The sequence below is a fragment of the Salinicola sp. CR57 genome (assembly GCF_003206585.1).
GTDB classification, from domain to species: Bacteria; Pseudomonadota; Gammaproteobacteria; order Pseudomonadales; family Halomonadaceae; genus Salinicola; species Salinicola lusitanus.
In genome coordinates this window covers 90,059-115,770 of record NZ_PZJL01000015.1, presented here as the reverse complement: position 1 = coordinate 115,770, position 25,712 = coordinate 90,059, and the positions used below count along the sequence as shown (strand labels likewise).

At 63.3% G+C, this 25,712-nt stretch carries 27 protein-coding genes and 1 tRNA gene; 17 read left to right on the top strand and 11 right to left on the bottom strand.

Features of this window, described 5'->3' with window-relative positions:
- Positions 1–21: 21 nt before the first annotated feature.
- The 8 genes from ileS to rplU form a co-directional block, all read right to left on the bottom strand.
- Complete coding sequence (gene ileS / locus DOM56_RS19065; protein WP_110710542.1) at positions 22–2,871, bottom strand: isoleucine--tRNA ligase; 2,850 nt, start codon at positions 2,869–2,871, stop codon at positions 22–24.
- Positions 2,872–3,000: 129 nt separating this feature from the next.
- On the bottom strand, positions 3,001–4,137 hold the full coding sequence (gene ribF, locus DOM56_RS19060; RefSeq protein ID WP_110710541.1) for a bifunctional riboflavin kinase/FAD synthetase: 1,137 nt from the start codon (positions 4,135–4,137) through the stop codon (positions 3,001–3,003).
- 76 nt (positions 4,138–4,213) lie between these two features.
- Positions 4,214–5,839: a murein biosynthesis integral membrane protein MurJ gene (gene murJ / locus DOM56_RS19055; protein ID WP_110710540.1), complete on the bottom strand. Its 1,626-nt coding sequence runs from the start codon at positions 5,837–5,839 to the stop codon at positions 4,214–4,216.
- A 251-nt stretch (positions 5,840–6,090) separates the two neighbouring features.
- Entirely contained in the window at positions 6,091–6,357 is a 267-nt protein-coding gene (gene rpsT / locus DOM56_RS19050; protein WP_110603393.1) for a 30S ribosomal protein S20, read from the bottom strand.
- 238 nt (positions 6,358–6,595) lie between these two features.
- Positions 6,596–7,732, bottom strand: coding sequence for a glutamate 5-kinase (proB, locus tag DOM56_RS19045; protein WP_110710539.1), 1,137 nt, complete (start codon positions 7,730–7,732; stop codon positions 6,596–6,598).
- A gap of 33 nt (positions 7,733–7,765) precedes the next feature.
- Entirely contained in the window at positions 7,766–8,959 is a 1,194-nt protein-coding gene (obgE, locus tag DOM56_RS19040) for a GTPase ObgE (protein WP_110710538.1), read from the bottom strand.
- 108 nt (positions 8,960–9,067) lie between these two features.
- On the bottom strand, positions 9,068–9,325 hold the full coding sequence (gene rpmA, locus DOM56_RS19035; protein ID WP_110603387.1) for a 50S ribosomal protein L27: 258 nt from the start codon (positions 9,323–9,325) through the stop codon (positions 9,068–9,070).
- 32 nt (positions 9,326–9,357) lie between these two features.
- The gene (gene rplU / locus DOM56_RS19030; protein ID WP_071230753.1) at positions 9,358–9,669 is read right to left on the bottom strand and encodes a 50S ribosomal protein L21; all 312 of its coding nucleotides are present in this window, start codon (positions 9,667–9,669) and stop codon (positions 9,358–9,360) included.
- Between the two features lie 334 nt (positions 9,670–10,003).
- Here rplU and ispB point away from each other — a divergent pair, with 334 nt between their 5' ends.
- From ispB to DOM56_RS18995, 7 genes are all read left to right on the top strand, one after another.
- A complete protein-coding gene (ispB, locus tag DOM56_RS19025) occupies positions 10,004–10,978 on the top strand; it encodes an octaprenyl diphosphate synthase (protein WP_110710537.1) in 975 nt (324 codons plus the stop codon).
- Positions 10,979–11,070: 92 nt separating this feature from the next.
- Positions 11,071–11,147, top strand: a tRNA-Pro gene (locus DOM56_RS19020).
- A gap of 802 nt (positions 11,148–11,949) precedes the next feature.
- Positions 11,950–12,162: a tail protein X gene (locus tag DOM56_RS19015; protein ID WP_110710536.1), complete on the top strand. Its 213-nt coding sequence runs from the start codon at positions 11,950–11,952 to the stop codon at positions 12,160–12,162.
- Positions 12,163–12,166: 4 nt separating this feature from the next.
- Complete coding sequence (locus tag DOM56_RS19010) at positions 12,167–12,457, top strand: hypothetical protein (protein ID WP_198655843.1); 291 nt, start codon at positions 12,167–12,169, stop codon at positions 12,455–12,457.
- Entirely contained in the window at positions 12,454–12,957 is a 504-nt protein-coding gene (locus DOM56_RS19005; RefSeq protein WP_110710535.1) for a lysozyme, read from the top strand. Before DOM56_RS19010 ends, DOM56_RS19005 begins: the two co-directional genes overlap by 4 nt.
- Positions 12,954–13,328, top strand: a complete 375-nt coding sequence (locus DOM56_RS19000; protein WP_110710534.1) for a hypothetical protein — start codon at positions 12,954–12,956, stop codon at positions 13,326–13,328. Before DOM56_RS19005 ends, DOM56_RS19000 begins: the two co-directional genes overlap by 4 nt.
- A gap of 95 nt (positions 13,329–13,423) precedes the next feature.
- Positions 13,424–13,933 carry a phage tail protein gene (locus DOM56_RS18995; protein WP_110710533.1) on the top strand — a complete coding sequence of 170 codons (510 nt, stop codon included), beginning with the start codon at positions 13,424–13,426 and terminating at the stop codon, positions 13,931–13,933.
- 28 nt (positions 13,934–13,961) lie between these two features.
- On the opposite strand, the gene DOM56_RS19995 is transcribed toward DOM56_RS18995, so the two are convergent.
- Positions 13,962–14,123, bottom strand: coding sequence for a hypothetical protein (locus tag DOM56_RS19995; RefSeq protein WP_232822364.1), 162 nt, complete (start codon positions 14,121–14,123; stop codon positions 13,962–13,964).
- A gap of 246 nt (positions 14,124–14,369) precedes the next feature.
- Positions 14,370–15,059: a hypothetical protein gene (locus DOM56_RS18985; protein ID WP_110710531.1), complete on the bottom strand. Its 690-nt coding sequence runs from the start codon at positions 15,057–15,059 to the stop codon at positions 14,370–14,372.
- Positions 15,060–15,200: 141 nt separating this feature from the next.
- On the opposite strand from DOM56_RS18985, the gene DOM56_RS18980 reads away from it, so the two are divergent.
- The 8 genes from DOM56_RS18980 to DOM56_RS18945 are packed head-to-tail and all read left to right on the top strand — an operon-like array spanning position 15,201 to position 22,579.
- Positions 15,201–15,839, top strand: coding sequence for a phage baseplate assembly protein V (locus DOM56_RS18980; protein ID WP_110710530.1), 639 nt, complete (start codon positions 15,201–15,203; stop codon positions 15,837–15,839).
- Positions 15,839–16,189 (top strand): GPW/gp25 family protein, encoded by a 351-nt coding sequence (locus tag DOM56_RS18975; protein WP_110710529.1) that lies wholly within the window; start codon positions 15,839–15,841, stop codon positions 16,187–16,189. Before DOM56_RS18980 ends, DOM56_RS18975 begins: the two co-directional genes overlap by 1 nt.
- A gap of 1 nt (position 16,190) precedes the next feature.
- Positions 16,191–17,090, top strand: coding sequence for a baseplate J/gp47 family protein (locus DOM56_RS18970; protein WP_110710528.1), 900 nt, complete (start codon positions 16,191–16,193; stop codon positions 17,088–17,090).
- Positions 17,083–17,646, top strand: a complete 564-nt coding sequence (locus tag DOM56_RS18965; RefSeq protein ID WP_110710527.1) for a phage tail protein I — start codon at positions 17,083–17,085, stop codon at positions 17,644–17,646. Before DOM56_RS18970 ends, DOM56_RS18965 begins: the two co-directional genes overlap by 8 nt.
- 10 nt (positions 17,647–17,656) lie before the next feature.
- Positions 17,657–20,725, top strand: coding sequence for a hypothetical protein (locus tag DOM56_RS18960; RefSeq protein ID WP_110710526.1), 3,069 nt, complete (start codon positions 17,657–17,659; stop codon positions 20,723–20,725).
- Positions 20,722–21,342 (top strand): DUF4376 domain-containing protein, encoded by a 621-nt coding sequence (locus DOM56_RS18955; protein WP_110710525.1) that lies wholly within the window; start codon positions 20,722–20,724, stop codon positions 21,340–21,342. The genes DOM56_RS18960 and DOM56_RS18955 overlap by 4 nt, the downstream gene beginning before the upstream one ends.
- Positions 21,343–21,365: 23 nt before the next feature.
- Positions 21,366–22,217 carry a hypothetical protein gene (locus tag DOM56_RS18950; RefSeq protein WP_157958288.1) on the top strand — a complete coding sequence of 284 codons (852 nt, stop codon included), beginning with the start codon at positions 21,366–21,368 and terminating at the stop codon, positions 22,215–22,217.
- The gene (locus tag DOM56_RS18945) at positions 22,217–22,579 is read left to right on the top strand and encodes a HEPN domain-containing protein (protein WP_110710523.1); all 363 of its coding nucleotides are present in this window, start codon (positions 22,217–22,219) and stop codon (positions 22,577–22,579) included. Before DOM56_RS18950 ends, DOM56_RS18945 begins: the two co-directional genes overlap by 1 nt.
- A gap of 30 nt (positions 22,580–22,609) precedes the next feature.
- Here DOM56_RS18945 and DOM56_RS19800 read toward each other — a convergent pair whose 3' ends face one another.
- On the bottom strand, positions 22,610–22,891 hold the full coding sequence (locus DOM56_RS19800; protein WP_157958287.1) for a hypothetical protein: 282 nt from the start codon (positions 22,889–22,891) through the stop codon (positions 22,610–22,612).
- A 369-nt stretch (positions 22,892–23,260) separates the two neighbouring features.
- On the opposite strand from DOM56_RS19800, the gene DOM56_RS19795 reads away from it, so the two are divergent.
- Together DOM56_RS19795 and DOM56_RS18935 are read left to right on the top strand one after the other, a co-directional pair.
- On the top strand, positions 23,261–24,163 hold the full coding sequence (locus DOM56_RS19795) for a BRO family protein (protein WP_157958286.1): 903 nt from the start codon (positions 23,261–23,263) through the stop codon (positions 24,161–24,163).
- Positions 24,164–24,527: 364 nt separating this feature from the next.
- Entirely contained in the window at positions 24,528–25,712 is a 1,185-nt protein-coding gene (locus DOM56_RS18935) for a phage tail sheath protein (protein ID WP_110710521.1), read from the top strand.

Here is a 25,712-nt window from a genome sequence, read left to right as displayed (position 1 = left end):
GTGGCGGGGTGAGAAGCGGAATCAGGCAAAGCGGCGTACCTCTCCCGGGCCATCCGGCAGGTTGGCGATGGAGCGCGCCGACAGCGTCGGGTGCTCGGGACTGGCGCCGACATCCGGCCGCCGCTCCCAGCTGCGCTCGTCCTTCTCGTACGGACTCATGCGTACCGCGACCTTGAGTCCCTCCAGCTCGGTGGACTTGGCATCGCCCGCTGCCGTCAACGGCTTCAGCGTGGCTTCGGAAGTGATCAGCACGAAACGCAGTTCGTCCTCGAAACGGGACAGCAGCGCGTGCAGCGCGTCTTCGACGTAGAGCGTCACCTCGCTGTCCAAGGCGCCCTTGATCACGCCCTCGTTGCGCGCATCCTCGAGCTGTTTGTTGACCGCCTGCTTGACCGCGATCACCTGTTCCCAGAACTGCCGCCCCATCTCGGCATTTTCAGGCAGTTGGCTCAGCCCGTCGTAATAGGTCTCGAGATGCACGCTCTCGCCACGCGCCCCGGGGATGTTCTCGTAGATCTCCTCGGCGGTGAACGAGAGGATCGGCGCGATCCAGCGCGCCAGCGCCTCGACGATATGATAGAGCGCCGTCTGGCAGCTGCGCCGCGCCAGCGAATCGGGCTGGGTGGTGTACTGGCGATCCTTGATGATGTCCAGATAGAACCCGCCCATGTCGCGGGCGCAGAAGTCGTGAACCTGCTGATAGACGTCACGGAACCGGTAGTCGCCATAGGCCTGCTGAATGCGTGCCTGCAGTTCGGCCGCGCGACCCACCGCCCAGCGATCCAGCGCCAGCATGTCGTCGAAGGCGACGGCGTCGGTGGCGGGATCGAACCCGGTCAGGTTGCCGAGCAGAAAGCGCGAGGTATTGCGGATTCGGCGATAGACATCGGCGGTGCGCTTGAGGATCTCGTCGGAGACCGCCATCTCGCCGGAGTAGTCGGTGGAGGCGACCCATAGGCGCAGGATATCGGCACCCAGCTTGTCCATCACCTGCTGCGGCGCGACCACGTTGCCCAGCGACTTGGACATCTTGCGGCCCTTCTCGTCCACGGTGAAACCGTGAGTCAGCAGCGCCTTGTAGGGCGGATGGCCATCGATGGCGCAACCGGTCAGCAGCGACGAATGAAACCAGCCGCGATGCTGGTCCGAGCCTTCGAGGTAGAGATCGGCCCGGGGCCCTTGCTCGTGGCCGAGCGCGTGGGAGCCGCGCAGCACGTGCCAGTGGGTAGTGCCGGAATCGAACCAGACGTCGAGGGTATCGGTTACTTTCTCGTACTGGTCGGCCTCGTCGCCCAGCAGCTCGCGCGGGTCGAGCTTGAACCAGGCCTCGATACCGTCGCGCTCGACATGTTCGGCGACGGTTTCCATCAGCTCGACGGTGCGCGGATGCAGCTCGCCACTCGCCTTGTCGATAAAGAACGGGATCGGCACGCCCCAGTTGCGCTGCCGCGAGATGCACCAGTCGGGGCGATTGGCGATCATCGCGTGCAGCCGCGCCTGCCCCCATCCGGGGATGAAACCGGTGGCGTCCACCCCCGCCAGCGCCTTGTCGCGCAGCGTGCGGCCATCGGCACCCTCGAGATCCATACCCACGAACCACTGGGCCGTGGCCCGGTAGATGACCGGCGTCTTGTGACGCCAGCAGTGCATGTAGCTGTGGGTGATCCTGTCGTGGGCCATCAGCGCCCCGGCCTCTTCCAGCTTGGCGACGATCTGCGGATTCGCCTTCCAGATCATCTGGCCGCCGAACAGCGGCAGTGTCTCGGCGTAGACGCCGTTGCTCTGCACCGGGTTGAGGATTTCGTCGAAGCTCATGCCGTAACGGCGGCAGGAGTGGAAGTCATCCTCGCCGTAGGCCGGTGCCGAGTGAACGATGCCGGTACCGGCGCCCAGCTCGACGTAGTCGGCCAGATAGATCGGCGAGAGCCGGTCGTAGCCGCTCTCCAGTGCCGCCAGCGGATGCCGGAAAGCGATGCGCTCGAGACGTTCGCCCGGGGCGGTGGCGATGATCTCGCCGCTCAGGCCGAAACGTTCCAGGCTCGATTCGACCAGGTCCTCGGCCAGCAGCAGCAGACGCTCGCCGGTATCGACCAGGGCGTAGACGAACTCGGGGTGTACGTTCATCGCCTGGTTGGCGGGAATCGTCCATGGCGTGGTGGTCCAGATCACCGCCGCCGCCGGCTTGGCCAGCGAATCCAGCCCGAACGCTGCCGCCAGCCCGGCATCGTCGACCGCCGGAAAGGCGACATCGATCGCATCGGACTGCTTGTCCTGATACTCGACCTCGGCTTCGGCCAGCGCCGAGCCGCAATCGAAGCACCAGTTGACCGGCTTGAGCCCCTTGAACACGTAGCCACCCTTGACCATCTCGGCCAGGGCACGAATTTCGCCCGCCTCGTTGGCGAAACTCATGGTCAGGTAGGGGTTGTCCCAGTCGCCCTGGACGCCGAGGCGCACGAAGCCTTCCTTCTGCACCTCGACCTGGGCGGCCGCGTACTCGCGGCACAGCGCCCGGGCCTCGTCCGCCGGCAGGTGCTTGCCGTGGGTGGTCTCGACCTTGTGCTCGATGGGCAGGCCGTGGCAGTCCCAGCCGGGTACGTAGGGGGCGTCGAAGCCGGCCAGGCTCTTCGACCTGACGATGAAGTCCTTGAGCAGCTTGTTGACCGCATGACCGATGTGAATGCTGCCGTTGGCGTAGGGAGGACCGTCGTGGAGCACGAAGCGCTCGCGCCCCCGACGTGCCTCACGCAGCTTGGCGTAGAGGTTCATGTCGTTCCACTGCGCGATTCGGCCCGGCTCCCGCGCCGGCAGATTGCCGCGCATAGGAAAGTCGGTCGAGGGCAGATTCAGCGTGTGCTTGTAGTCGCTCATGGCTTTTTCGGTCCGCTCAGGGCTGATGTCGTGGCACTCGAGGTTGGTATCGTGGCGCTCGAGGCTATATTCGTGCCGCTCAGGACGCTATCCGCGAGGCCCAAGCGGTATTCGTGACGTTCAAGCTGTTCAGTCGCCGTCGGCGTCGTTGGGCGCGGCGTGCGCGGCCCCGCCGGGATTCGACGGTTCGGGTGGCAACGGTGCCGAGGCGAGCGGAAACCGTGCCTGAGGCAACGAGGCGGCGCAGAGTCCACCGGCTGCGGCCTCGATCTCCGCCGGCCCCGGCTCGGGAGCCAACGAGCCCGACTGTAGTTCCGGCCGCGCAAAATAGCGGCGAGTGTTGTCGAGATCGCGATGGATCTGCGCGACCAGGGCGTCGAATTGGTCGAACTTGGCTTCGCCGCGCAACCGGGCGCAGGGAACGACGGTGAGCGTCTCGCCATAAAGGTCGAGCTCGCGATCCAGCAGATGCACCTCCAGCATCGGCTGATCGGCGCCCACGGTGGGACGCCAGCCGATGTTGGCCGCGCCCGCGACCCACTCCCCATTCGCCAGTCGGGTCGCGCAGGCGAACACGCCGCGCAGCGCCATGGGCCGCCGGGTCAGCGGGATGTTGGCGGTGGGCACGCCGATCGTGCGGCCCAACTGGCGGTCGCGGACGACCCGCCCCTGATAACCGTAAGGTCGGCCCAGCATCCGCGCGGCCTGGAAGAAATTGCCGCTGGCCAGCAGCGTACGTACCCGAGTGCTCGAGACGCGCTCGTCGTCGAGGGCGAAGGTTCGGGTATGCTCGACGGCAAAGCCGCGCTCTCGCCCGACAGCCTGCAGTAGCGTGAAGTCGCCGGCTCGGTCGCAGCCGAAACGGAAATCGTCGCCCACCACCAGATGCTTCACCTGCAGACCGTCGATCAACACCCGCTCGATGAACTGCCGGGCAGTGAGGCTGCGCAAGGCATCGTTGAACGGCAGGCACAGGATCCGGTCGGCGCCGTGGGCCTTGAGCAACGCCACCTTGTCGCGCAACCGGGTCAGTCGCGGCGGCGCCTGGTCGCCGGCGAAATACTCGCGCGGCTGTGGCTCGAAGATCACCACCGTGACCGGCAGCTTCTGCGACCGGGACAGCGTCTGCAGCTGCTCGAGAATGGCCTGATGTCCAAGATGCACGCCATCGAAGTTGCCGATGGTCGCCACGCAGCCACGCGCCACCTGACCCTGCGGATCAGGGCTTCCGGGGGGCAAATTGTGCAGGCCTCGGATCAGTTCCATGGAGTCTGTTCCCGTTTCGACGCGAACCGCGTCGCTGCCTCGAAAAGCGTCAGTATAAACAAGGCCCCTTCCCCTATCAGCCGTGCAGGCGGAAGTCTCTCAGACGGACGCCGCTGAGCGCCAGCCAGCCAAAATAGATCACCGATCCGCCGATCACCAATGCCGTCAGCATCACGGCGCGATGCAGCGCGCTCCAGGTCACCCAGGTGTGCCACTCCGGCGACAGCCACCAAAGCGCGGCGCCCATTAACAGGCAGCCGCCGACGACCTGAATGGCGTAGCGCCCCCAGCCGGGCTGAAACTTCAACACACCCTGACGGCGTAGTCCCAATCCCAGCAGCCCGGCATTGAGAAACGCCGACAGTGCCGTGGCGAGCGCCAACCCGGCGTGCGCCAACGGCACGATGAACGCCAGGTTCATCACCATGTTGGCGAACATCGCCACGATGCCGATCTTGACCGGCGTCTTGGTGTCCTGGCGCGCAAAATAGCCCGGCGCCAACACCTTGATCAGCATGAACGCCAGCAGCCCCAGTGCATAGGCCCGCAGGCTGCGCGCGGCCATGACCACATCGTGATCGGTCATCGCGCCGTAGTGGAACAGGCTGACCAGCAACGGTTCGGCCAGCAGTATCAGCGCCAGCGCGGCCGGCAGCCCGATCAGCAGCACCATCCGCAACGCCCAGTCCAGCATGCGTGCGAAATGTTCCCGGGATTCGTCGGCATGGCGCTTGGAGAGCGCCGGCAAAATCACCGTGGCGATGGCGATCCCGAACACGCCTAGCGGCAACTCCACCAGCCGATCGGAGTAGTAGAGCCAGGAGACACTGCCGGAGACCAGAAACGATGCCAGCACCGTATCCAGCAGCAGGTTGATCTGCGAGACGGAAACGCCGAACAATGCCGGGGTCATCAACCGCAGAATGCGCCGGACGCCAGGGTGCCGGAACCGCGCCCGCGGCCGTGGCATCAGCCCCAGCCGGGCCAGGAACGGAAGCTGGAACAGCAACTGGGCCGCGCCGGCGATCAATACCCCCCAGGCCAGGCCCATGGCCGGGTCGTCCATCCAGGGCGTCAGCCAGACCGCCGCGCCGATCATGCAGACATTGAGCAGCACCGGCGTGAAGGCGGGTATCGCGAAGCGCTCCCAGGTGTTGAGCACGCTACCCGCAAAGGCCGTCAACGAGATCAGCAGCAGATAGGGAAAGGTCAGCCGCAGCATGTCGGCGGTCAGTGCCAGTTTGCCGGGGTCCGCCTTGAAGCCGGGCGCGAAGATCCATACCAGCCATGGCGCGGCAGCGATGGCCAGCGCCGTGATCAGCGCCAGCACCACGCTGAGGCTGCCGGAGACCGCATCGAGCAGTTCGCGAACCTCGGCCCGGGTGCGCTGGGTGGCGTACTCCGAGAGCACCGGCACGAAAGCCTGGTTGAATGCCCCTTCGGCGAACAGGCGACGCATGAAGTTGGGAATCTTGAACGCCACGAAAAACGCGTCCGCCCCGCTACCGGCACCCAGCAATGCGGCGATCACCACATCTCTCGCCAGGCCGAGCACGCGCGACAGCAGCGTCATCGTGCTGACGACCATACCGGAGCGCAGCAGCCCGCGGCGAGAGACCGGGGTCGCGGTTCCCGCCGCCACCGCGTCGGCCACCGTCGCCTTGTCCGTCGTACCGTCCGCAGGTCCGTGCTGTTCGCTCATGCCGCGCCGTCGCTCACTTCAGGAAATCCCTCATCGCCCGCTGCGCTGCTCCCATGGCGATCTCGAGCCGGTGCTACCGAGACCCTGGCTTCGATATCGTGACCTCGATGCCCGTGCCACGAAAGGCAGCCACAAAAAATCGCCGGGAGCGGCTCTTGGCGTCGCGCAGCGACAGCCCGCAGGGTGGCAGCCATGGATGGCAGGCCACAAAAAAACCGGCCGAAGCCGGTTTTTCGTCAAGCGCGTCCGGCTCAGGCAGCCAGCGCCTTAATTCGCTTGTTCAGGCGACTCTTGATACGCGCGGCCTTCTTCTTGGACATGGCGTCCTTGTCGGCGATGCGATCGATGACCGGCTGAGCGGCCTTGAACTCGGTGTTCGCCTGCGCCTGATCGCCAGACTGGATAGCCTTGATCACACGCTTGATATAGGTACGAACCATGGAACGCTGACTTGCGTTGAGCTTGCGGCGGTCTTCCGCCTGACGTGCGCGCTTACGCGCCTGCTTGGTATTCGCCACCGTCGACTCCTTGGAGATGTTGACAGTTAATTCTGTAAGTTAAATCACCCAGGACAGCCTCGAAACCGCTTCAGGCAACCCTGAATGATTCGGCCGAATGTTCAATGGCTCCCGAGCAACGCTTGGGGCCATTTTCGACTGCGTTTAGGCAGTCTTAACGGGCCATGTCTGAGAGGATGCGGGATTCTATCACAGGACCCACGGGGTATCCAGCAGCAACTGGTGCATCCGGATCGTTTCAGATCACCACCAGATTGTCTCGATGGATCAGCTCCGGCGCCTCCATGTAGCCCAGGATTTCGGCGATGCGCTGACTGGGCTGCCCAACGAGCCGAGCAGCATCGGCGCTCGAGTAATTGACCAAGCCTTTGGCCACTCGCGCGCCCCGCTCGTCGACACACACCACCATGTCGCCACGTCGAAAGGTGCCCTCGACCTGCTTGACACCCACCGGCAACAGGCTCGACCCCTGGCCACGCAGCACCTTGACCGCGCCGGCATCCAAGGTCAGCGTACCGCGCACCTGCAGCTGTCCCGCAAGCCAGCGCTTGCGAGCCGCCAGCGGCGCGTGATCCGGATACAGTAGCGTCCCCAGCGACTCGCCCTCGAGCAGCCGGTTCAGCACCACCGCCTGGCGCCCGCTGGCGATCGCAGTGACCGCACCGGAACGGGCCGCCAGCCGGGCCGCTCGCAACTTGGTCGCCATGCCGCCTCGGCCCAGCACACCCCCACCACCGGCGACCGCATCGAGGCTGGGATCGTCCGCCCGGGCTTCGTCGATCAGTCTGGCATCGGCGTTGTGGCGCGGATCGGCATCGAACAGGCCCTCCTGGTCGGTCAGGATCAGCAGCGCATCGGCCTCGAGCAGATTGGCCACCAGTGCCCCCAGGGTATCGTTGTCGCCAAAGCGGATCTCGTCGGTCACCACGGTATCGTTCTCGTTGATCACCGGGATCACGCCGAGCTGCACCAGGGTGCGCAGCGCCGAGCGCGCATTGAGGTAGCGCTTGCGGTTAGAAAGATCGTCGTGGGTCAGCAATACCTGGGCACTGCGCAGATCGTGGCGGGCGAAGTGCGTTTCGTAGCACTGGGACAGCCCGCTCTGGCCGACAGCGGCGGCAGCCTGCAGCTCGTGCACGGCCGTCGGCCGCACGTGCCACCCCAGCCGCACCATGCCCTCGGCGATGGAGCCGGACGAAACCAGCACGACCTCGACACCGCGCCGATGCAGCTCTGCCATCTGGTCGACCCAACCACCAATGGCCGCATCGTCGAGCCCGCGCCCATCGTTGGTCAGCAAGGCGCTGCCGATCTTGACCACGACCCGCCGCGCGCCCTCGAGGACACCGCGCCCCATGCGTTCATCCGCCGCCATCTCAATCTCCGTCCGACATGACCCACGGTGGGTTCAACGCGTATATTCCACTTCGACATCGTGGTCGTCGTCGTCATCGTCGAACTCCTCGACGACTTCACCGCGCTTGACGCGCAGACGGGTCTGGTGCGCCTCCACCCGCTCCACCGACTCGGCCTCCATGCGTCGGCGCATCTCGCGCTCGCGCTCCGCGGCCTCTTCGTCATCGTTTTCCAGCTGTCGCTGTTCGGTAAGCCAACGGTGCGCCGACTGCACCAGGTCGTCCGTGCCTTCGCTGGAGATCGCCGAAATCCGGAACACCGGCCCCTGCCAGTCGAGCCGCGAAACGATGTCCGCCACCCGCGCCTCACGATCCTCCGCCGGCAGCAAGTCGAGCTTGTTGATCACCAGCCAGCGCGGCAGCTCGGCCAGCGTCGGCGAGAACTGCGACAGCTCCCGGGCGATCGCCTCGACCGCCGTCACCGGATCGGACTCGTCGAACGGCGCGGCATCGACCACATGCAGCAGCAGTCGCGTGCGGGTTAGGTGCTTGAGAAAGCGCAGCCCGAGCCCGGCGCCATCCGAGGCCCCTTCGATCAGCCCGGGCACGTCCGCCATCACGAAGTGCTCATGCGTGCCGAGCTTGACCACTCCCAGATTGGGCACCAGCGTGGTGAAGGGGTAGTTGGCCACCTTCGGCTTGGCCGCGGAGACCGCCCGGATCAGTGTGGACTTGCCGGCGTTGGGCAGCCCCAGCAACCCCACGTCGGCCATCACCTTCATCTCCAGGCGCAGCTTGCGCCTCTCGCCATCGGTGCCCGGCGTGGTCCGGCGCGGCGAGCGATTGGTCGAGGACTTGAAATGGATATTGCCAAGCCCTCGGCGCCCACCCTGGGCCACCAGCACGACCTGACCCTCGGCGGTCACGTCGGCAATCACTTCGAGAGTGTCCTCGTCGATCACCGTGGTGCCCACCGGCACCTTGACGTGCAGATCGTCGCCGGCCTTGCCGCTCATCTGGCGCCCCTGCCCCTGCTGGCCGCTCTGGGCCTTGTAGAAGCGCTGGAACTTGAAGTCGATCAGGGTGTTCAGCGACTCGTCGCCGATCAGGTATACATTGCCGCCATGGCCGCCGTCGCCACCATCGGGGCCGCCCTTGGGCACGTACTTTTCGCGCCGGAAGCTGAGACAGCCGTTGCCGCCCCTGCCAGCTTCGACGGTGATCGAGGTTTCATCGACGAACTGCATGTCACTCTCCCGGCGGCGAGCGCCGCGCGCGTGGATACCGCATGATATTGCCGCAACAACGAAAAAGCCCCGCCTGAGCGGGGCTTTTCACACAAGGTCCGTGATGTCTCAGGCGGAGACTACACTCACGAACTTGCGGTTTCTCGGGCCTTTCTGTTCGAACTTGATGACGCCGTCATTCAGTGCGAACAGGGTGTGGTCCTTGCCGATACCCACACCGCTACCCGGATGGAACTTGGTGCCGCGCTGACGGACGATAATGTTACCGGCCGTAGCCTTCTGTCCACCGTACAGCTTGACACCCAGGCGTTTGGATTCGGAATCGCGACCGTTGCGCGTACTACCGGCGGCCTTCTTATGAGCCATGGCGAATACCTCTCTCTGGGGGAATGTCCCGCTTAAGCGGAGATTCCGGTGATCTTGACTTCAGTGAACCACTGACGGTGGCCCTGACGCTTCATGTGATGCTTACGACGGCGGAACTTGATGATTTGCACCTTGTCGCCGCGACCGTGAGATACGATTTCAGCGGACACCTTGGCACCGCCAACCAACGGTGCGCCGACCTTGATGTCGTCACCATCGGCGACCAGCAGAACCTGATCGAACTCCAGGGTCTCGCCGGTCGGCACTTCCAGCTTCTCGAGCTTCAGTGTCTGACCTTCCTGCACGCGGTATTGCTTACCGCCGCTCTTGATAACAGCGTACATATACTTTTTCTCCAGGGCTTTTGGAGCCGAAGCTCGTCGGCCAAGCTCATCGGTACGAATCGCTCTTTCATCGACCTGCGTCGAGTGGTGCCCCTTCCGGCAACCATCTGACAGGGAGCATGATGAGTTGGGCGGCGGATTATAACGATTGAACCGAAACCAGGCAAGTCCTTGCGTCGCCAATATCCATCGATATCGACGAGGGCGCGAAACGGGTCCATCGCCGTGCCTCCGTCGGTTGACGCACCTGTAGGCGCCACCTAGCATACCCCCTCACATCGCCTCTCTCGGCCCGACTCAGAGCGGCCCCACCCGATTCATTGACAAGCCGACCATGCAATCCAACGCTGCATCCATCCATGCATCGGTGGCTGAGGACTTCGCCGCCGTCAATCGCACGATCCTCGCTCAGTTGGCGTCGCGAATACCGCTGGTCGAGACCATCGGCCAGTACATCATCGAGAGTGGTGGCAAGCGGCTGCGTCCGTTGCTGGTGCTCCTGGCAGCGCGCGCACTCGACTACCCGGGCGACAAGCACGTCACCCTGGCGACCCTGATTGAGTTCATGCACACCTCCACGCTGCTTCACGACGACGTCGTCGACGAGTCCAGCCGGCGGCGTGGCAAGGCTACCGCCAACGATACCTGGGGCAATGCGCCCTCGGTACTGGTCGGCGACTTCCTTTACTCGCGCTCGTTCCAGATGATGGTCGAGGTCGGATCGATGCGAATCATGCAGGTACTCTCCGGCGCCACCTGTGTGATCGCCGAAGGCGAAGTCCAGCAGCTGACCAATATCGGCAATGCCGACATCGAAGAGTCGGATTACTTCGATACCATCCAGGGCAAGACCGCGATGCTGTTCGAAGCGGCTTCCCACAGCGGCGCCATTCTCGCCGACGCCAGCACCGAGCAGGAGCAAGCACTCAAGCTCTACGGGCGTTACCTGGGGCTCGCGTTCCAGTTGATCGACGACCTGCTCGACTATCAGGGCGACGCCGACACCATGGGCAAGAACGTGGGCGATGATCTCGCCGAGGGGAAACCGACGCTGCCGCTGATTCATGCCATGCGCGAAGGAACGCCGGAGCAGTCGGCACTGATCCGTCAGGCGATCACCGACGGCGGCCTGGAGCAACTGGCGGACGTGCTGGCGATCGTGCGCGAAACCGGCGCTCTCGACTATACCCAGCGTCGCGCCGAGGAGATGGCCGAGAAGGCCCGGGAACAGCTGGAAATCCTGCCGCCGAGCCCTTATCGCGACAGCATGGAAACACTGACGCGGGTGGCCGTCGAGCGGGACGTCTAAAAGGCAGCACGATCAGGGTTGCACCGCGCCCTTTGATGAGTATAATTCACCTCCGTCGAACAGCCCCAACCGGCGTGAATCGACGATTTGATCGGAATATAGCTCAGCTTGGTAGAGCGCTGCCTTCGGGAGGCAGAGGTCGTAGGTTCGAATCCTGCTATTCCGACCACAAAACACCGTAAAAACCGCCACTTAGGAAATCCCTTCGTGGCGGTTTTTCTTTGCGCGCTCGTCTAGGTTCCAAATAGGTTCCAAGTGAACCGTTAGTGCCTTGCGGCTTGGATCGCGCCAGGGGCTCACCGAAGCCCGCCGCGCAACTACTATGCATGACCCGCCTGCAATGCAGAAAGCCGCATAAAAAGCCGCCCCCTCATGACCTTCATCGCGCATAGTGGTGGCGCGACCGCGGTGCTGGCCGGACCGGATCGGGCAGGAGCATTCCTGCGTCTCTGCAATGCGCCCAGCGTACCGACACGGTAGAAGCCGTTATCGATCAACGGCTTGTCACCCTCCACTCTACAACGTCAATTCGTTGAGACTCACCGCCGGGGCGGGGAACCTGACGCCATTGACGTCATGAACAAAGCGCTTGACTGACTGAGCGCGCGAAGACGCTCTCGTCATCGGCCGCTACGCCATTCGGCACGACCTCAAGCCCGGCGACGACCCTTGGCAGCGCTCCACCGACCTGGGCGCTACAGGGTGACACCCGACGTTGATGGCAAGAGTCGACCGCCGACGTCAGGGGCACGGCGGTGACGGAAAGCCCAGGCTCTCCGGAAACCGTCGCCCGTCGCCTGATTCATTTCGACGCCCCGCCGCTGCGCGAGCGTCCAACATACCGGAGGGTTTGAGATGTCCAGCTTCGTCGCCGCCGGTAACATCCGCGCCTTCCGGGCCGATCGCATTGCCAACGCCGCGTTCTACCCCGAGATCGCCGGCCGCTCACACGTCACGGTAGAGCTGATCTGATGGCCCGCACGATTCGAAGCCTCCAGGGCGACACCCTCGATCGCATTTGCTACCGCGTCTACGGACAGACAGCGGACGTCACCGAGCGAGTGCTACAGGCCAATCCCGGTCTGGCAGACCTCGGCCCGGTACTCCCCAGCGCGACCCTCGTCACGCTGCCAGACATCGCTACCCAGTCACCCAGGACAGCCACCGTGCAGCTATGGGACTGATGCCATGACAACCCGCCACCACCAAAACCAACGGCCCGACCCCATCGTCGTGCTGATCACGCTACTCATCGCAAATGCAGGGATGACCATGGCCCAGCAGCTCAGCATCACCACCGAAGCCATCAAGACCACGCCACCGGCCATCGTCTCGCTGCTTCACGCCGGCGGCATGACGCCATCGGACTGGATCACCATTCTGACGCTCGCCTACCTCGGCCTGCAGATCGGCCTGCTCGTGCCCAAGTACCTCGAGCGATTGCGGGAGTGGCGCGAACGCCGGCGGGAACGCTCATGAAGAACCTCGGCCGCTGGATCGGCGGTGGCGCGATCGGGGGCACCTGCGGTATCGCCCTGTCGCTGTCGATCAACGTCGTCAAACACTACGAGGGCACCGAGCTGGAGGCGTATCCCGACCCCGTCGGCATCCCCACTATCTGCACCGGGCACACGGGGCCGACCGTCAAGCTCCACCAGACCAAGACCGCAGAAGAGTGCGAGACCCTGCTCGCCGGCGATCTCGGAGCGGCGTTCGACACCATCGACCGAGAGGTGTCGCCGGAGATCAACGCCACGATGCCACCGACCCGCCGGGCGGCGCTGGCCTCGTTCATCTTCAACGTCGGTGAGGGCGCGTTCCACGACTCGACGCTGCTGGCGCGGCTGAATGCCGGCCAGACGCGCGCCGCCTGCGACCAGCTATCCCGCTGGGTCTACGCCGGCGGCCGCAAACTCGCCGGCCTGGTCAAGCGTCGGGCGACCGAGCGCGAGCTATGCCTGGCGGGGCTGGACGAATGAGAACGCGGATCCTGGCCGGCCTATTCGCCCTGGCCATCTCGGTCGCGAGCGCCGCCGGCTGGCTCAGCCGCGGCTGGCTCGAGGACAGCCAACGCCTGACCGCCATCGAAGCCGCCAAGGCCGCGGCCGACCAGGCCCTCGCCCGCGAGTCCGTCATCGCCGGCGTCGTCGAGGCCCGGCTCTCAACGCTCGACGCCAACGAACGCATCATCGACCGGGGAATCGTCCGTGAGATCCAGCAACCGATTTATCGCAACGTCTGTCTCGGCGCTGATGCTCTCCGCCTGCTCAACGCCGCCGCCGCCGGCCGCGCCCCCGATTCAACAGACCCTGCTGACCCGCTGCCCGCAGGCCCTCCCGCCGCTGACTGACGGCACCGGCCGCGATGTCGTGCTGACCCTGCGCGACTGGGCATGGCAGTACCACAACTGCGCGACGAGACATAACGGACTAGTGGACACCCTCGATGAAAAAGCTCAACGCCCTTCGCCAGCACCTGATTGATGCCGTTCCTGGGGTCGCAGACGACCCGGATCGCCTGCTCACGTTCGTCGAGGGTGGTTCTATCGAGTTCGCCCGTGGGTCCGATCTCAGCCACGGCTACACCTATACCGCCCAGCTCGTGCTGACCGACTACACCGACGAAGTCGATGCGATCATGATCCCGCTGCTCGACTGGCTCGGGACCTACCAGCCCGACCTCGATCCAAAGCAGGCCGTGTCGTTCGAAGCGAAGATACTCAGCAACGGCGCCGTCGACCTGGCGCTGCGCGTCCAGCTCACCGAGCGTGTCGTCGCTCGTCGCGACTGCGCCACCGGCCAGATCCACATCGAGCACCGCATGCCAACATTCGAGCGCGAGGAATGCCCCGCCGAACATTGGCAACTGCTCATCCGCAATGCCCACATCGACGGTGATTACGAGCTGATTGCCGAGTGGGATGGCCCTCTCAAGCACGACGCCGATGGCCCCTGACGATCTCTCCCGGATCGAAGAGTGGCTATCACCACTGATCGGCCACCTCGACGCCAGCGGCCGTGGTCAGCTCGCCCGCGCTGTCGCCACCGATCTGCGCCGCGGCCGGCGCGAGTGCATCGAGCGCTAGCAGCCCCCCGGACAACTCCGGTTTCTCACCCCGCCGCTCCCGCGGCTGCCAAGGCCGCATACGTCGCAAGGCCACCTTCGACACACTGCACACCGCCAAATATCTGCAGACCCGATCAGGCCCCAGCGGCGCCACGGTCGGTTTTTTGGCCGCGTGCCCAGCATCGTCCGCCCCTCACCAGTACGGCCTCCGCGACCACGTCACCGACAACGGCCCCCGCGTGAAGACGCCCAGCGCGAGCCGCTCGGGTTCAGCGCTGCCGATCGCGACCGGGGTTCGCGACGGCATCCTCGAATTTCTGGGTAGCTAGAGAGCCGAGATAGCGACCAGTGCTTTTTCACGCGTGCTGTTGCCTGCCGCGTAGCGCGGGTGAGTAGTTCGGAAACATGGGATATCCCCAAGCCTAAACTCCCAAAGACGGCGCGGTTCATGGACTACCGAGCCTTTACAGCCGCCGAATCGGAGCGAGAACTGTTTGATGAAACGGTCATAGCTGGGCCCAGTCGTGAAGAGAATAGCTTGCGGCTTCAGCACTTCGATCTGAGCGGCCAGAAGGTCATAGGAAAGTGCGAGCACTTGCTCGAGCTCTGCCTTTGGACGCTTCTTCGGCGAGCCCCGGCGGTAGGCGCAAGCCATCAGATTACCCCATTGCACGGAGTACGCTGGAAGAGACAAGCGCTGCTCCGATAACCGCAGAAATTGTAGGAAGCGGAACTTCGAGGGTGGCATGCAGCGCGTTTCGATATAGCCCCTTATTGCTCGGTCGACGTACTCCGAAGCCTGACCAGCCGCGACGGCTTCCATCCAGCGCGTCAGTTGACCATTCCATTGCCGTGTCTCCTGGCCCACCACCATGACTCGACGCAACGTCATGTCGCTTCCGACCGGCATCGATGGAAGAAACAAGCCGGTGTACTCGGCACTGACAGGCTCCAACGCATCGAGTTTGTGATTCTCGAGAATCTGGGCGTAACGCTCTCTGATATCCGTCGACATGTCTTGCCCTCCTCGATGGCAATTAAAAGCGTATCGGCCTCCCACCGACGATCTGTAACCGCCCGTTCTACAACGCCCGCCGCTCGCCAGCCGCCGCCCCGCTGCGGACCATAGCCGCATAGTCACTCAGTCCGGTACGCCATGAATCCCGTCGAACTCGCCCGCCTGCTGCAGAACCTGATCCGCGTCGGCGTGGTCGCCCAGGTCGACCACGCCGCTGCGCGCATCCGGGTGCGCAGCGGCGATCTGCTCACCGACTGGATCCCGTGGCTCGTCGGCCGTGCCGGTCAAACCCGCACCTGGAACCCGCCGACTACCGGCGAGCAGGTCGTGCTCGTCTCTCCCGGTGGCGAACTCCGCGCCGCCATCGCGCTGCCGGCGGTCTATGCCAACGCCAATCCCGCTCCGGTCAACGCGCCTAACCTGACTCACTGGCTGATGCCGGATGGCGCCGTGATCGAATACGACCACGACGCGAGCCACCTGCAGGCCACCCTACCGGGCACCGCAACGCTAGACGCCCAGGCCGACGTCACTGTCACCACTGCCGCGGCGCTCACCGCGACCGCGGCCGGTGGCGCCACGATCAACGCCAACGTCGTCATCAATGGCAACGTCACGTTGAACGGCAACCTGAGCCAGCCCGGCGGCAAGACCGCGACCATGTCTGGCGCGGTTCATTTCAAGGGCGCAGTGACAAGCAACGGCAAGGACATCAGCTCGAGCCACACCCATGACGGCGTGCAGCGCGGCGGCGACAACACGGGAGGCGTGACCTGATGCCCGGCATGAACGGCACCAACGGCGCGGCACTGGATGGCGTCGAGCACATCCGACAGTCCGTCGCCGACATCCTGACAACGCCGATCGGCTCCCGTGTCATGCGCCGGGATTACGGCTCGCTATTGCCCGAGCTGATCGACCAGCCACTGAATGGCGCCACCGCGCTCCGCGCCTACTCGGCGACCGTCGTCGCCCTCATGCGCTGGGAGCCGCGGATCCGCGTGAAACAGATCACCCGCACCGTCTCGACCACTCGCCCAGGCCGGCTCGATCTCAGCATCACGGCGCGCCGTACCGACACCGGCGACGACATCACCCTCGACATCGCGCTAACGGGAGACAACTGACATGGCCGGAGGATTTACCGCTGTCGACCTTTCCCGCCTGCCGGCACCGGCAGTCGTCGAAGAGATTGCGTTCGAAACGATCTTCGAGACCATGCTCGCCGATCTGCGCCAGCGCGACCCCAGCTTCGACGTCACCGTCGAATCCGACCCCGCTTATAAAGTCCTGCAAGTCGCGGCCTATCGCGAAATGCTGCTGCGCCAACGCATAAACGAGGCCGCCAAGGGCGTGATGCTGGCCTACGCCCTGGGGTCGGATCTCGACCAGCTCGGCGCGCTCTACGGCGTCGAGCGCCAGACGCTGACCGCCGGTGACCCCGATGCCATTCCCCCGGTCGAGCCGACGTTCGAGACGGACGCCGATTTCCGCCGCCGTATCCAGCTCTCGCTGGAGGGCTTCAGCACCGCCGGCCCGGAAGGCGCCTATGTGTTCCACGCGCTCTCTGCCGACGGCGCGGTACTGGATGCCAGCGCGACCAGCCCATCGCCCGGTGAAGTCGTCGTCACCGTGCTCTCACGGAATGACAACGGCAACGCGCCGGCGCCCCTCCTCCAGATCGTCGACGCCACGCTCTCTGCCGAAGACGTCAGGCCGCTGACCGATCATGTCACCGTCCAATCCGCCGAGATCATCGAGTATGCGCTCAACGCCACGCTCTATTTCTACGCGGGGCCGGATCGCGAGGTCGTCATGCGCCAGGCGCGAAAGGCCGCGGTCGAATATACCGAGCAACAACACCGCCTCGGCCTCGACGTCACCATTTCCGGCCTCTATGCCGCGCTCCATCAGCCCGGCGTGCAACGCGTCGAGCTTGCCGAGCCGGCGACGAGCATCGTGATCGACCGTACCCAGGCCACCTACTGCACCGCGATTGACCTGATCGACGGGGGCCTCGATGAGTGATTCAGCCGCCCGAGACCGCGCCGTCAGCCTGCTGCCCCCCAACGCCACCGACGCCGAGCGGGCGCTAGAGGCCACCACCGCCACGGCCAGCGACCTGCCGGTACCGCTGCGTTCGCTCTGGAACCCGGATACCTGCCGGGCGGACCTGCTGCCTTGGCTCGCCTGGGCACTCTCGCTGGATGCCTGGCAGCCGTACTGGCCGGAGCGCATCAAGCGCCAGCGCATCCGCGACGCCATCGAGATCCAGCGCCGCAAAGGCACCGCCAAGAGTGTGCGCGACGTCGTTCGCTCGTTCGGCTCCAGCTTGGCGCTGCGCGAGTGGTGGCAAAAGGCCGACCAGGGCGAGCCCCACACCTTCGATGTGGTGCTGACGCTCGGCGCAGATGTCCCCAATACCGCCGAGTTTCAGCAGGACATCGTCGACGAGATCAGCCGCACCAAGCCGGTTCGTTCGCACTTTACCTTCACCGCTGGATTGAGCGCGTCCGGCGGGATCGGTATCGCCGGCGCCGCACGCCCGATCATTTACCGCCGGCTATCGGCCACCGCTGAATAGAGGATCTCCCATGGCCATTGTCTTCACCATCACCGACGCCGGCCGCGCCGCGCTGATCGATCCCGACAACAACGGCACCAACGCCGTCGTCATTGCCGAGGTCGAGCTGGGGTCCGGGCGTTACGCGCCGACGAAGGAGCAGACCGAACTCCAATCGCCGATCAAGCGCGTGGATACCATCGCCGGCCAGGCGGTCTCCGACGACACGCTGCACGTCACCGTCCAGGACGAAACCGGCGACGCCTACCAGGTCGGCGAGATCGGCCTGTTCACCGAGACCGGCGTGCTGTTCGCGGTCTACTCGCAGGACGAGTGGATCATCGAAAAAGCCGCGCCGGTCACTCTGCTACTTGCCACCGATCTGATCATCGAGTCACTCGATGTCTCGAGCATCACCTTCGGCGATGCCGCGTTTCTCAATCCGCCGGCGAGCGAGACTGTCCAGGGCGTGGTCGAGATCGCCACCCAGGACGAGGTCGACGCCGGTACTGACCGCCGTCGCGCCATCGTTCCGCGCAACCTGAAAGCGTTCATCGACAAGGTGCTCAAAGCCTACGCCACGGTAAAGCAGCTCACCGATCACGCAGCCAGCCGCGACCACCCCGGCGCCACCACATCGGCCCAGGGCATGGTCGAGCTGGCCACATACGGCGAAACGCAGGATGGTAAGGACAACGCGCGCGCCGTGACACCCGCCGCGCTCAACTCACGGACATCAACGACAAGCCGGACGGGGCTTGTCGAGATGTCGACAGATTCCGAGGCGCTATCAGGAGAGAGCGACTCGGTTGTGCCGAGCGTTAAACAAGTACGAGCCGCGTATGGGCAGTATGGGCTTGGCGCTACGGAAGTGCCGCGCATCGACGGTGGTGAGGGCATCGCCCCCTGTCAGTTTTTCTACTCGTCAGTAAACATCGACGGACTTAGCTGGCCGATCGGCTTAAATATCAGTCGAAGTGCTGACGGCAAGCGAGATGTTCAGTTATTGATCCAGTCGCTCGGGGCCATACCTCGCGCGCTGATTCGATCTCGCGATACGATCGACCCGGCCGCGCCATTCGTTTCAGCCGAGCTATGGCATACCCGAAACATGGGGTCGGGCTCGAATCTCGACGCCGATAAGCTGGACGGCGAGCACGGCAGTTATTACCGAGATGCCAGTAACCTAAATACTGGGACCGTAGCCTCGGCGCGTATGGCAGGTGCATCGACTAATGCGAAGGGAGCCATCGAGATAGCAACTGTTGACGAGTCGAAGGAGGGCAAAGATTCGAATCGCGCGGTGACTCCCGAGGGCCTGATTGCGGGAATCAATCAGTTTGGGCTGGGTGCCACATCGGGCGTTGATGCACAGTCGCTGAACAACGTCAGTCGCGCCGGGTTTTATGCCATAAACAGCAGCAACAACGATCCGAATATTATTAACGATGTTCGGTATTGTTCGATGTTGGCGATTCCAAGATACGGCGATGTTAGGTTTTTATATCTGGGGAGTTTTTACGAAGAACCCAGAATGTGGATTCAATCCAAATCTAGTACTGGAGGGTATGGTAATACTCGCGAGGTTTGGCACACCGGAAACATGGGCTCTGGCTCGAATCTCGACGCAGGAAAACTCGAAGGCCAGCGCGCCAGTTATTACCGCGATGCCGGAAACATCAACGCGGGGACGCTGGCATCAGAGCGCATGTTCGGTGCGACCACGAGCAAAAAAGGTGCTATCGAGATCGCGACGGATGCCGAGACCGCTACAGGCTCCGACGGTAACCGCGCCGCTACGCCATCCGGCGTTAAAGCCGCGATCAATCAATTCGGTCTAGGCACTTCCAGCCCGCCCCCGACAAATAGTGTCGATCTATTGCTCGGAGCCGCGTCCCAGTTTACAGCCGGGTCCGGCGGGAATGCAGGAGATGGATGGTTCGAGGGATATGGTCCCGCGATGGTCATGTCTCGAAACGCTCTTAACACGATCGTCATCAACGGTCGTGGTAACCGGCTGGCGTTCAAGGGTAGCAACAACAATGCCGACGCCTGGGCGAGTTCGATCTGGAACGAACTCTGGCACACCGGAAACATGGGCGGCGGTTCTGGCCTCGACGCTGACAAGCTGGACGGTCAACACGGCAGTTATTATCGCGATGCCGGTAACCTGAATGCCGGGACCGTTTCCGAAAACCGACTCCCATGGGCCAGCGAGACGGCACGCGGGATTTTGCGGAGAGCCTCCGATGCGGAGGCGCTCGACGGTTCGAATGTGCATGGCGTGCCGAGCGCAAAACAGGTCAGGGATGCGTACCAACAGTATGGGCTGGGGTTAAGTGGCGGTCAGATACTCAATTCGCTGAGTAAGATAACCGGGCCGGGTCTATACGGGATTGACAGTGGTAACAACGACTCGAACATTCCTAGCGAATGTCGTTACGCATCGGCACTGGCTCTGCAACGCTACGGAGACACAAGGCTTGCGTACGTGGGGAATAATGGCACCGAGCCGAGAATGTGGTTGCAGACTACATACAATGGAACGTGGGGCAGCACCCGAGAAGTCTGGCACACCGGAAACATGGGGTCGGGCTCGAATCTCGACGCCGATAAACTGGACGGCGAGCACGGCAGTTATTACCGCGATGCTGGAAACCTGAATACTGGAACGCTGAGTAGAAGTCGCCTTTCAGGCAGCTATAACATCAACATCGACGGTAAATCCGACGACTCGAACAAGCTCGGTGGTCAGCCAACTAGCTACTATCGCGATGCTGGAAACCTCAATTCCGGAACGCTTCCGGTTTCTCGACTCGGGACGGGTAGCAGTGAGCGAAGCTGGGTTCTCGACCGCATCGCCGATGCGGATGAATACGTCGTCGGCACTTACGCGTTTCTTTATTACGAAGGCCAGGTCACCACAGCGTCAAGGATATCCGGAAGCCGCTTGACGGCCACATCAGTAGCTCAAGACTCTAATGGCGACCTCAAGCTAACCAATACAGGAAGGACGATGTCGGGCACTTGGCAGGCCTGCGGTGGGGGGGACACGGTAAATCGAGTTCGGGTCGCAACGTTATTTCGGAGGGTCTCATGAAAAGCACATCCTCAGATGCATTCGAGCCTGTGAACTGGCGCAATCCAGTCTCGAATATCGATGGCTCGATCGACTGCGAAATCGAGCACAAGCAGCTCGGATGGATTCCATTCACCGCATCGCCGGACGACCTTGAGCCCCTCGGCCCAGCATTGCATGCCGCGATCATCGCAAACGTCGATGAGATCCCGCTCCGTATCACGCCGATCAGCGAGATCGCCCAACGCCGCCGCGCAGAGATCGAATCCGCCCTCTCTGCCGTCCTCGCCGTCGGTATGCCCTACACCCTGCCCGACGGCACCGATGACGTGGTCCAGACGCGCCCCGACCAGGATGAAGCGAACCTGCTCGGCCTGGCGATCGAGGCCCGCGACCTGCGCACCTCCGGAGAGACTGGCGCCGTCATGGCCCTGCGTGCCAAGTCGAATACCGTCTACACGCTCACGCCTGCGCAGATGATCGCGCTCACCGATGCCGCCAAGACGTTCAAGCAGGGGTTGCTGGCCAAAAGTTGGCGGCTCAAAGACGCCATCACCGCCGCCGAGGCGGCAGGCGATCGCGAGGCGCTCGAGGCGGTCACCTGGGACACCGACACTACCGACCAACCCGCAAATTGACGATGCGTGGGAAAGTGACGAAGATGACTGAAGTTCCACGTAATACCGTCTTCCCGGAAAATTCGATGCTTCAACCCGCAACCCGAGCAAGTGTCATCACCAAGGCTTTGGATGAGCTTCAACGAATGGAGCCCCGACGAGGCCATACGACTGCGCTGGATGAGCGACGTCTACTCCGCGCGCTTACTAGCATGGATGACAGCCCGGAAAGTGAGGTTGCGAAGGCAGCCATCAAGGCCCAATGGGATAGAAATTTTGCGGAGTTCGATGCAACAGCAACAGCGTTGCTCGATATGTACGGTTTGAGCGAGCCGGGCACGCTCTATGTCAATTTTGCTCTGATCTGTCATAACGCGCTGAACCCAGCCCTCGGCAGTCAATTGAATCGTAAGGCGTTTCAGTTCAATCAAAACAACCCCGAGTTCATCCAGCACGTGACAAGGAATGCTTGGCATGCCGGCGATATCGATCTCTACGCGCAAGCGGTCGAACGGTTGAAAAAGCTCGGTGCTGAGAGCTACGTCGAGCTACGGGGCCCACACGAAGAGAGCACCCGACTGCTTGCAGACTGTGGTGTGACCCATGATGAGTTTCAGAGCTATACCCAGCTCATCTGTGAGCTAGTCCGTGGCTTCCTATCGCAGCGTCCCGATATCCGTCTTGGCTATGGGATCGAACTCGAAGACTTCGATGATGGTCATCAGGAACTGGTCCTGCAGTTCGATCTAGCCTTGGACGATGACACCCTCGACGCCATCGACGCCGCAGTGCTGGAACTGCTCTCGGATACCAGCCGGGTTCGGCCGGCGCTCAACAAGTGCGTTGGCGTGCTGGTCCGCGACTACCCCCAGAGCCTCGACGCCGAGGCCTGTTGATGCCGGATCGCCTGCTCACCATCGCTCAGGAACAGCTCGACGCCAGCTCTACCGATCAAGCCCGTCTGCGCAGCGCCATCAACCGGGCTTACTACGCCGCCTTCCTCACCGCGCGGGCATACTGCGAAGAAAAGAAGCTCGCCACCGGCACCGGCGCGAGCCACGAAAAGGTGATCGGCTCGCTGCTCGACCGCCGAGACCTCTCCCGATACGGCAACCAGCTCAACGACATGAAGCGTCTGCGCCACAAGGCCGATTACGACTGGGGTCGCGACGTGTCCTCTCGAGACGCCAAGAAGACCCTGAAGACCTGCCGAGAGCTGATAGACGCCTTGCAGCCATCCAGCTCGTCCACCGAATAAGCCCACCGCCCAGCGGGCTTATTCATGCCATCAGGGCTGGCTACCCCGCGTGCTATCGATCCACGCGGCCTCGTGCGCGAACCACAGCGCAGCCCCGATAAACAGCAACCCATACCCCCACAGCACGATGGCCTCGCGCGTGATGCCCACGTGGTAGGTGGCAGGCACCAGCGCAACGACCATCGCGATGGCCATTCGGCGACACTGACGACTGCAATACCGTGCCAGCCGGCTCAGCGACCACGCCAGCCAATTGGGCCAACGCTCGATCGGCGGGACAGCACGGGCAGTCAGATTTCGAATCGTTTTCATTGGGTTTCCTCGATTATGGAGTTGCCCAACCACGTTATCCCAGCTTGCCGACGACACCGCTTCGCCTGCTGCCCATTTTGGGAGCAAATTCGCGCCACTCGCAAAAAAGTTGACTCCGCCCCGTTGCTGACCCACCGCCTCCTTGCCGCTGCCAAATCAGCGGCCGGGCGTAGGAACCCGAATCAGCAACAAGGCGCACGGCGCCATCGGAGTTTTTTGCGTGTCCGTGTTATGGCGGGCCGTGCGCTGGACGCCTTCGGGTGTACCGGGTTTCCTTTATTGCCCCGGTCTTCCTACCCCGCGTACGGCCCGCCTCCATCTGTAGGAAGAATGGGTGCGGACTCCGATCAGCAACATTGGAGTTCCATCATGACTGCTACCGCCCAAGTTCTCCCCTTCCAGTTCGACACCCAAGAAGCCCGCACGCTGCTAACCGACGATCAGCCGTGGTTCTTCGCTATGGATGTCTGCGGGTCGCCCGCCCTGAGCGGCACGAACAAAGCGCTACTCGATCTCGATGTGGATGAAAACCGCGAACACGAAGATTATTCGTGTTCGGGCAGAAAGCCGGTTCTCATCAACAAGTCAGGACTGTATTCACTGATCCTCTGCTCTCGTAAGGCCGAGGCGAAGCGCTTCAAGAAATGGGTCATCGCCGAGGTGCTGCCCGCGAACCGGGAGTACGGCCGCCACGACATCGTCACAGCCACTATCGGCACCGACGGCCTGCACATTCTTCACGAGCTGACCGGCAAGAAGATCAAGGTGCTACCCCGCACCACCCAGCGCCAGGCCCGCGCCAAACTCTGGAGCCTCGTCCATACCCGCTTCAACGTGCCCCGCGTAGAGATGATCCCCGCCGCCGATCTCGGCGACGCCTGCAACTTCATTGCCGCCTGCGCGCTGGACGGCCGCTGGCTCCCCTCCCCGGCCAACGACGCCGCGCTGGACGAGGCGGACCGGGTGAACCTCTACGCCCTATGCAGCAATATGCTGCGGTTGCAGGAGATCTACCGGGAGTACCGGCTCTATGACGTATTGGGCGCGCTGAAATCCCCCCGCCGGGCCGGGGCTGTATGGGCATTTGACCGATGGTGCCTCGATTGCACGGCGCACGCAGCCGTTGTCGCGGGCAGAACGGTAACGGTTTGGGAGGCCGGAAAAAGAGAAACGCGCCTTCTGGCGCGTTCTCAGTTCAAAACTCACTCATCTGGTATGCGGTTTTCAGGATTGTTTAAACTCTCAGCCAACTCGGCTGAGCTACATGTGTAGCTTCTAGCCTGCCTCTCTCCCTTGAAGTGAGTAAAAATTACCCGGCCATCGTGCTTTTTGACCATCATCCCAGGCAAACTCGGTAGATCTAGTCGAGTTTCGATTTTCTCGAACTCCTGAATAGCCTCAGCATCCTCCTCGTTAACAAGGAGGAGGATATCGGAGCCCGGGCCATGCTCCGGGTCAAAAAACCTGATGCTGATCAAATTACTCATTATTTTCTCCTGTTAAGTGTCGCTATATCACTAACGCTCCATGAACTTACTGTTGTCCGGACCCTTTCTACAACGCCAATCGCTCGCCCCACTTTATTGGCTCCCACACCATGGAGACCTGATAGCCCATCCCCTGATCAGGATCCACCATGGCACTCGACCAATACCACCACGGCGTGCGCGTTTCGGAAGTCAACGACGGCACGCGTGTCATTCGCACCATCTCCACCGCCGTCATCGGCATCGTGGCCACCGCGTCCGATGCTGACGCCGCGACCTTCCCGCTCAATCAGCCCGCGCTGGTGACGAACGTCGCGACCGCCGTCGGCAAGGCCGGCGACAGCGGCACGCTGAAAAACGCGCTGACCGCAATCGGCAACCAGGCCAAGCCGGTCATTGTCGTGGTCCGCGTCGCAGAAGGTGAAGACGATACCGAGACCAGCGCCAACGTCATTGGCACCACGCTCGAGAATGGCCAGCGCACCGGCCTGCAGGCGCTGATGACCGCCAAGCAGAAGCTGGGCGTGACCCCGCGCATCATCGGTTGCCCGGATCTCGACACCCAGGAAGTCGCGACGGCGATGGTCTCGGTGGTGCAATCGCTGCGCGCCTTCGGCTACGTCTACGCCCACGGCTGCGAGACGATCACCGACGCCACCGCCTACCGCGACCAGTTCGGCGCCCGCGAGCTGATGGTGATCTGGCCGAAGTTCGAAGGATTCGATACCGATGTCGCCGAGACCGTCGGTCTTTCTCCCGTCGCCGTCGCCTTGGGCCTGCGCGCCAAGCTCGACCAGGAGATCGGCTGGCACAAGACGCTCTCCAACGTGGTCGTCAACGGCGTCACCGGGATCGACCGCGACGTCTTTTGGGATCTGCAGTCCGCCGCCACCGACGCCGGCATCCTCAACGCCGCCGATGTCACCACGCTCATCAATCAGTCCGGCTACCGTTTCTGGGGCTCGCGCACCTGCGCCGGGCCGCAGTCGCTGTTCCCGTTCGAGAACTACACCCGCACCGCGCAGATCCTCGCCGACACCGTCGCCGAGGCGCATCTGTGGGCGGTGGACAAGCCGCTGCACGCCTCGCTGGCCCGCGACATCATCGAAGGCATCAACGCCAAGTTCGCCGAGCTCAAGGCGCTGGGCCTGATCATCGACGGCAGCGCCTGGCTCAACGAATCGCTCAACACCAGCGAGAGCCTCAAGGCCGGCAAGCTGCGCATCGACTACGACTACACCCCGGTGCCGCCGCTCGAGGACCTCGGCTTCCAGCAGCGCATCACCGACACCTATCTCGCCGATTTCGCCAGCCGCGTCGCGGCCAGCGCCTGA

Bases quoted from the DNA above. Each gene is read 5' to 3' on its own strand.
- ileS (WP_110710542.1), bottom strand. From the start codon at position 2,871: ATGAGCGACTACAAGCACACGCTGAATCTGCCCTCGACCGACTTTCCT.
- ribF (WP_110710541.1), bottom strand. From the start codon at position 4,137: ATGGAACTGATCCGAGGCCTGCACAATTTGCCCCCCGGAAGCCCTGAT.
- murJ (WP_110710540.1), bottom strand. From the start codon at position 5,839: ATGAGCGAACAGCACGGACCTGCGGACGGTACGACGGACAAGGCGACG.
- proB (WP_110710539.1), bottom strand. From the start codon at position 7,732: ATGGCGGCGGATGAACGCATGGGGCGCGGTGTCCTCGAGGGCGCGCGG.
- obgE (WP_110710538.1), bottom strand. From the start codon at position 8,959: ATGCAGTTCGTCGATGAAACCTCGATCACCGTCGAAGCTGGCAGGGGC.
- rpmA (WP_110603387.1), bottom strand. From the start codon at position 9,325: ATGGCTCATAAGAAGGCCGCCGGTAGTACGCGCAACGGTCGCGATTCC.
- rplU (WP_071230753.1), bottom strand. From the start codon at position 9,669: ATGTACGCTGTTATCAAGAGCGGCGGTAAGCAATACCGCGTGCAGGAA.
- ispB (WP_110710537.1), top strand. From the start codon at position 10,004: ATGCAATCCAACGCTGCATCCATCCATGCATCGGTGGCTGAGGACTTC.
- DOM56_RS19015 (WP_110710536.1), top strand. From the start codon at position 11,950: ATGGCCCGCACGATTCGAAGCCTCCAGGGCGACACCCTCGATCGCATT.
- DOM56_RS19010 (WP_198655843.1), top strand. From the start codon at position 12,167: ATGACAACCCGCCACCACCAAAACCAACGGCCCGACCCCATCGTCGTG.
- DOM56_RS19005 (WP_110710535.1), top strand. From the start codon at position 12,454: ATGAAGAACCTCGGCCGCTGGATCGGCGGTGGCGCGATCGGGGGCACC.
- DOM56_RS19000 (WP_110710534.1), top strand. From the start codon at position 12,954: ATGAGAACGCGGATCCTGGCCGGCCTATTCGCCCTGGCCATCTCGGTC.
- DOM56_RS18995 (WP_110710533.1), top strand. From the start codon at position 13,424: ATGAAAAAGCTCAACGCCCTTCGCCAGCACCTGATTGATGCCGTTCCT.
- DOM56_RS19995 (WP_232822364.1), bottom strand. From the start codon at position 14,123: ATGCGGCCTTGGCAGCCGCGGGAGCGGCGGGGTGAGAAACCGGAGTTG.
- DOM56_RS18985 (WP_110710531.1), bottom strand. From the start codon at position 15,059: ATGTCGACGGATATCAGAGAGCGTTACGCCCAGATTCTCGAGAATCAC.
- DOM56_RS18980 (WP_110710530.1), top strand. From the start codon at position 15,201: ATGAATCCCGTCGAACTCGCCCGCCTGCTGCAGAACCTGATCCGCGTC.
- DOM56_RS18975 (WP_110710529.1), top strand. From the start codon at position 15,839: ATGCCCGGCATGAACGGCACCAACGGCGCGGCACTGGATGGCGTCGAG.
- DOM56_RS18970 (WP_110710528.1), top strand. From the start codon at position 16,191: ATGGCCGGAGGATTTACCGCTGTCGACCTTTCCCGCCTGCCGGCACCG.
- DOM56_RS18965 (WP_110710527.1), top strand. From the start codon at position 17,083: ATGAGTGATTCAGCCGCCCGAGACCGCGCCGTCAGCCTGCTGCCCCCC.
- DOM56_RS18960 (WP_110710526.1), top strand. From the start codon at position 17,657: ATGGCCATTGTCTTCACCATCACCGACGCCGGCCGCGCCGCGCTGATC.
- DOM56_RS18955 (WP_110710525.1), top strand. From the start codon at position 20,722: ATGAAAAGCACATCCTCAGATGCATTCGAGCCTGTGAACTGGCGCAAT.
- DOM56_RS18950 (WP_157958288.1), top strand. From the start codon at position 21,366: ATGACTGAAGTTCCACGTAATACCGTCTTCCCGGAAAATTCGATGCTT.
- DOM56_RS18945 (WP_110710523.1), top strand. From the start codon at position 22,217: ATGCCGGATCGCCTGCTCACCATCGCTCAGGAACAGCTCGACGCCAGC.
- DOM56_RS19800 (WP_157958287.1), bottom strand. From the start codon at position 22,891: ATGAAAACGATTCGAAATCTGACTGCCCGTGCTGTCCCGCCGATCGAG.
- DOM56_RS19795 (WP_157958286.1), top strand. From the start codon at position 23,261: ATGACTGCTACCGCCCAAGTTCTCCCCTTCCAGTTCGACACCCAAGAA.
- DOM56_RS18935 (WP_110710521.1), top strand. From the start codon at position 24,528: ATGGCACTCGACCAATACCACCACGGCGTGCGCGTTTCGGAAGTCAAC.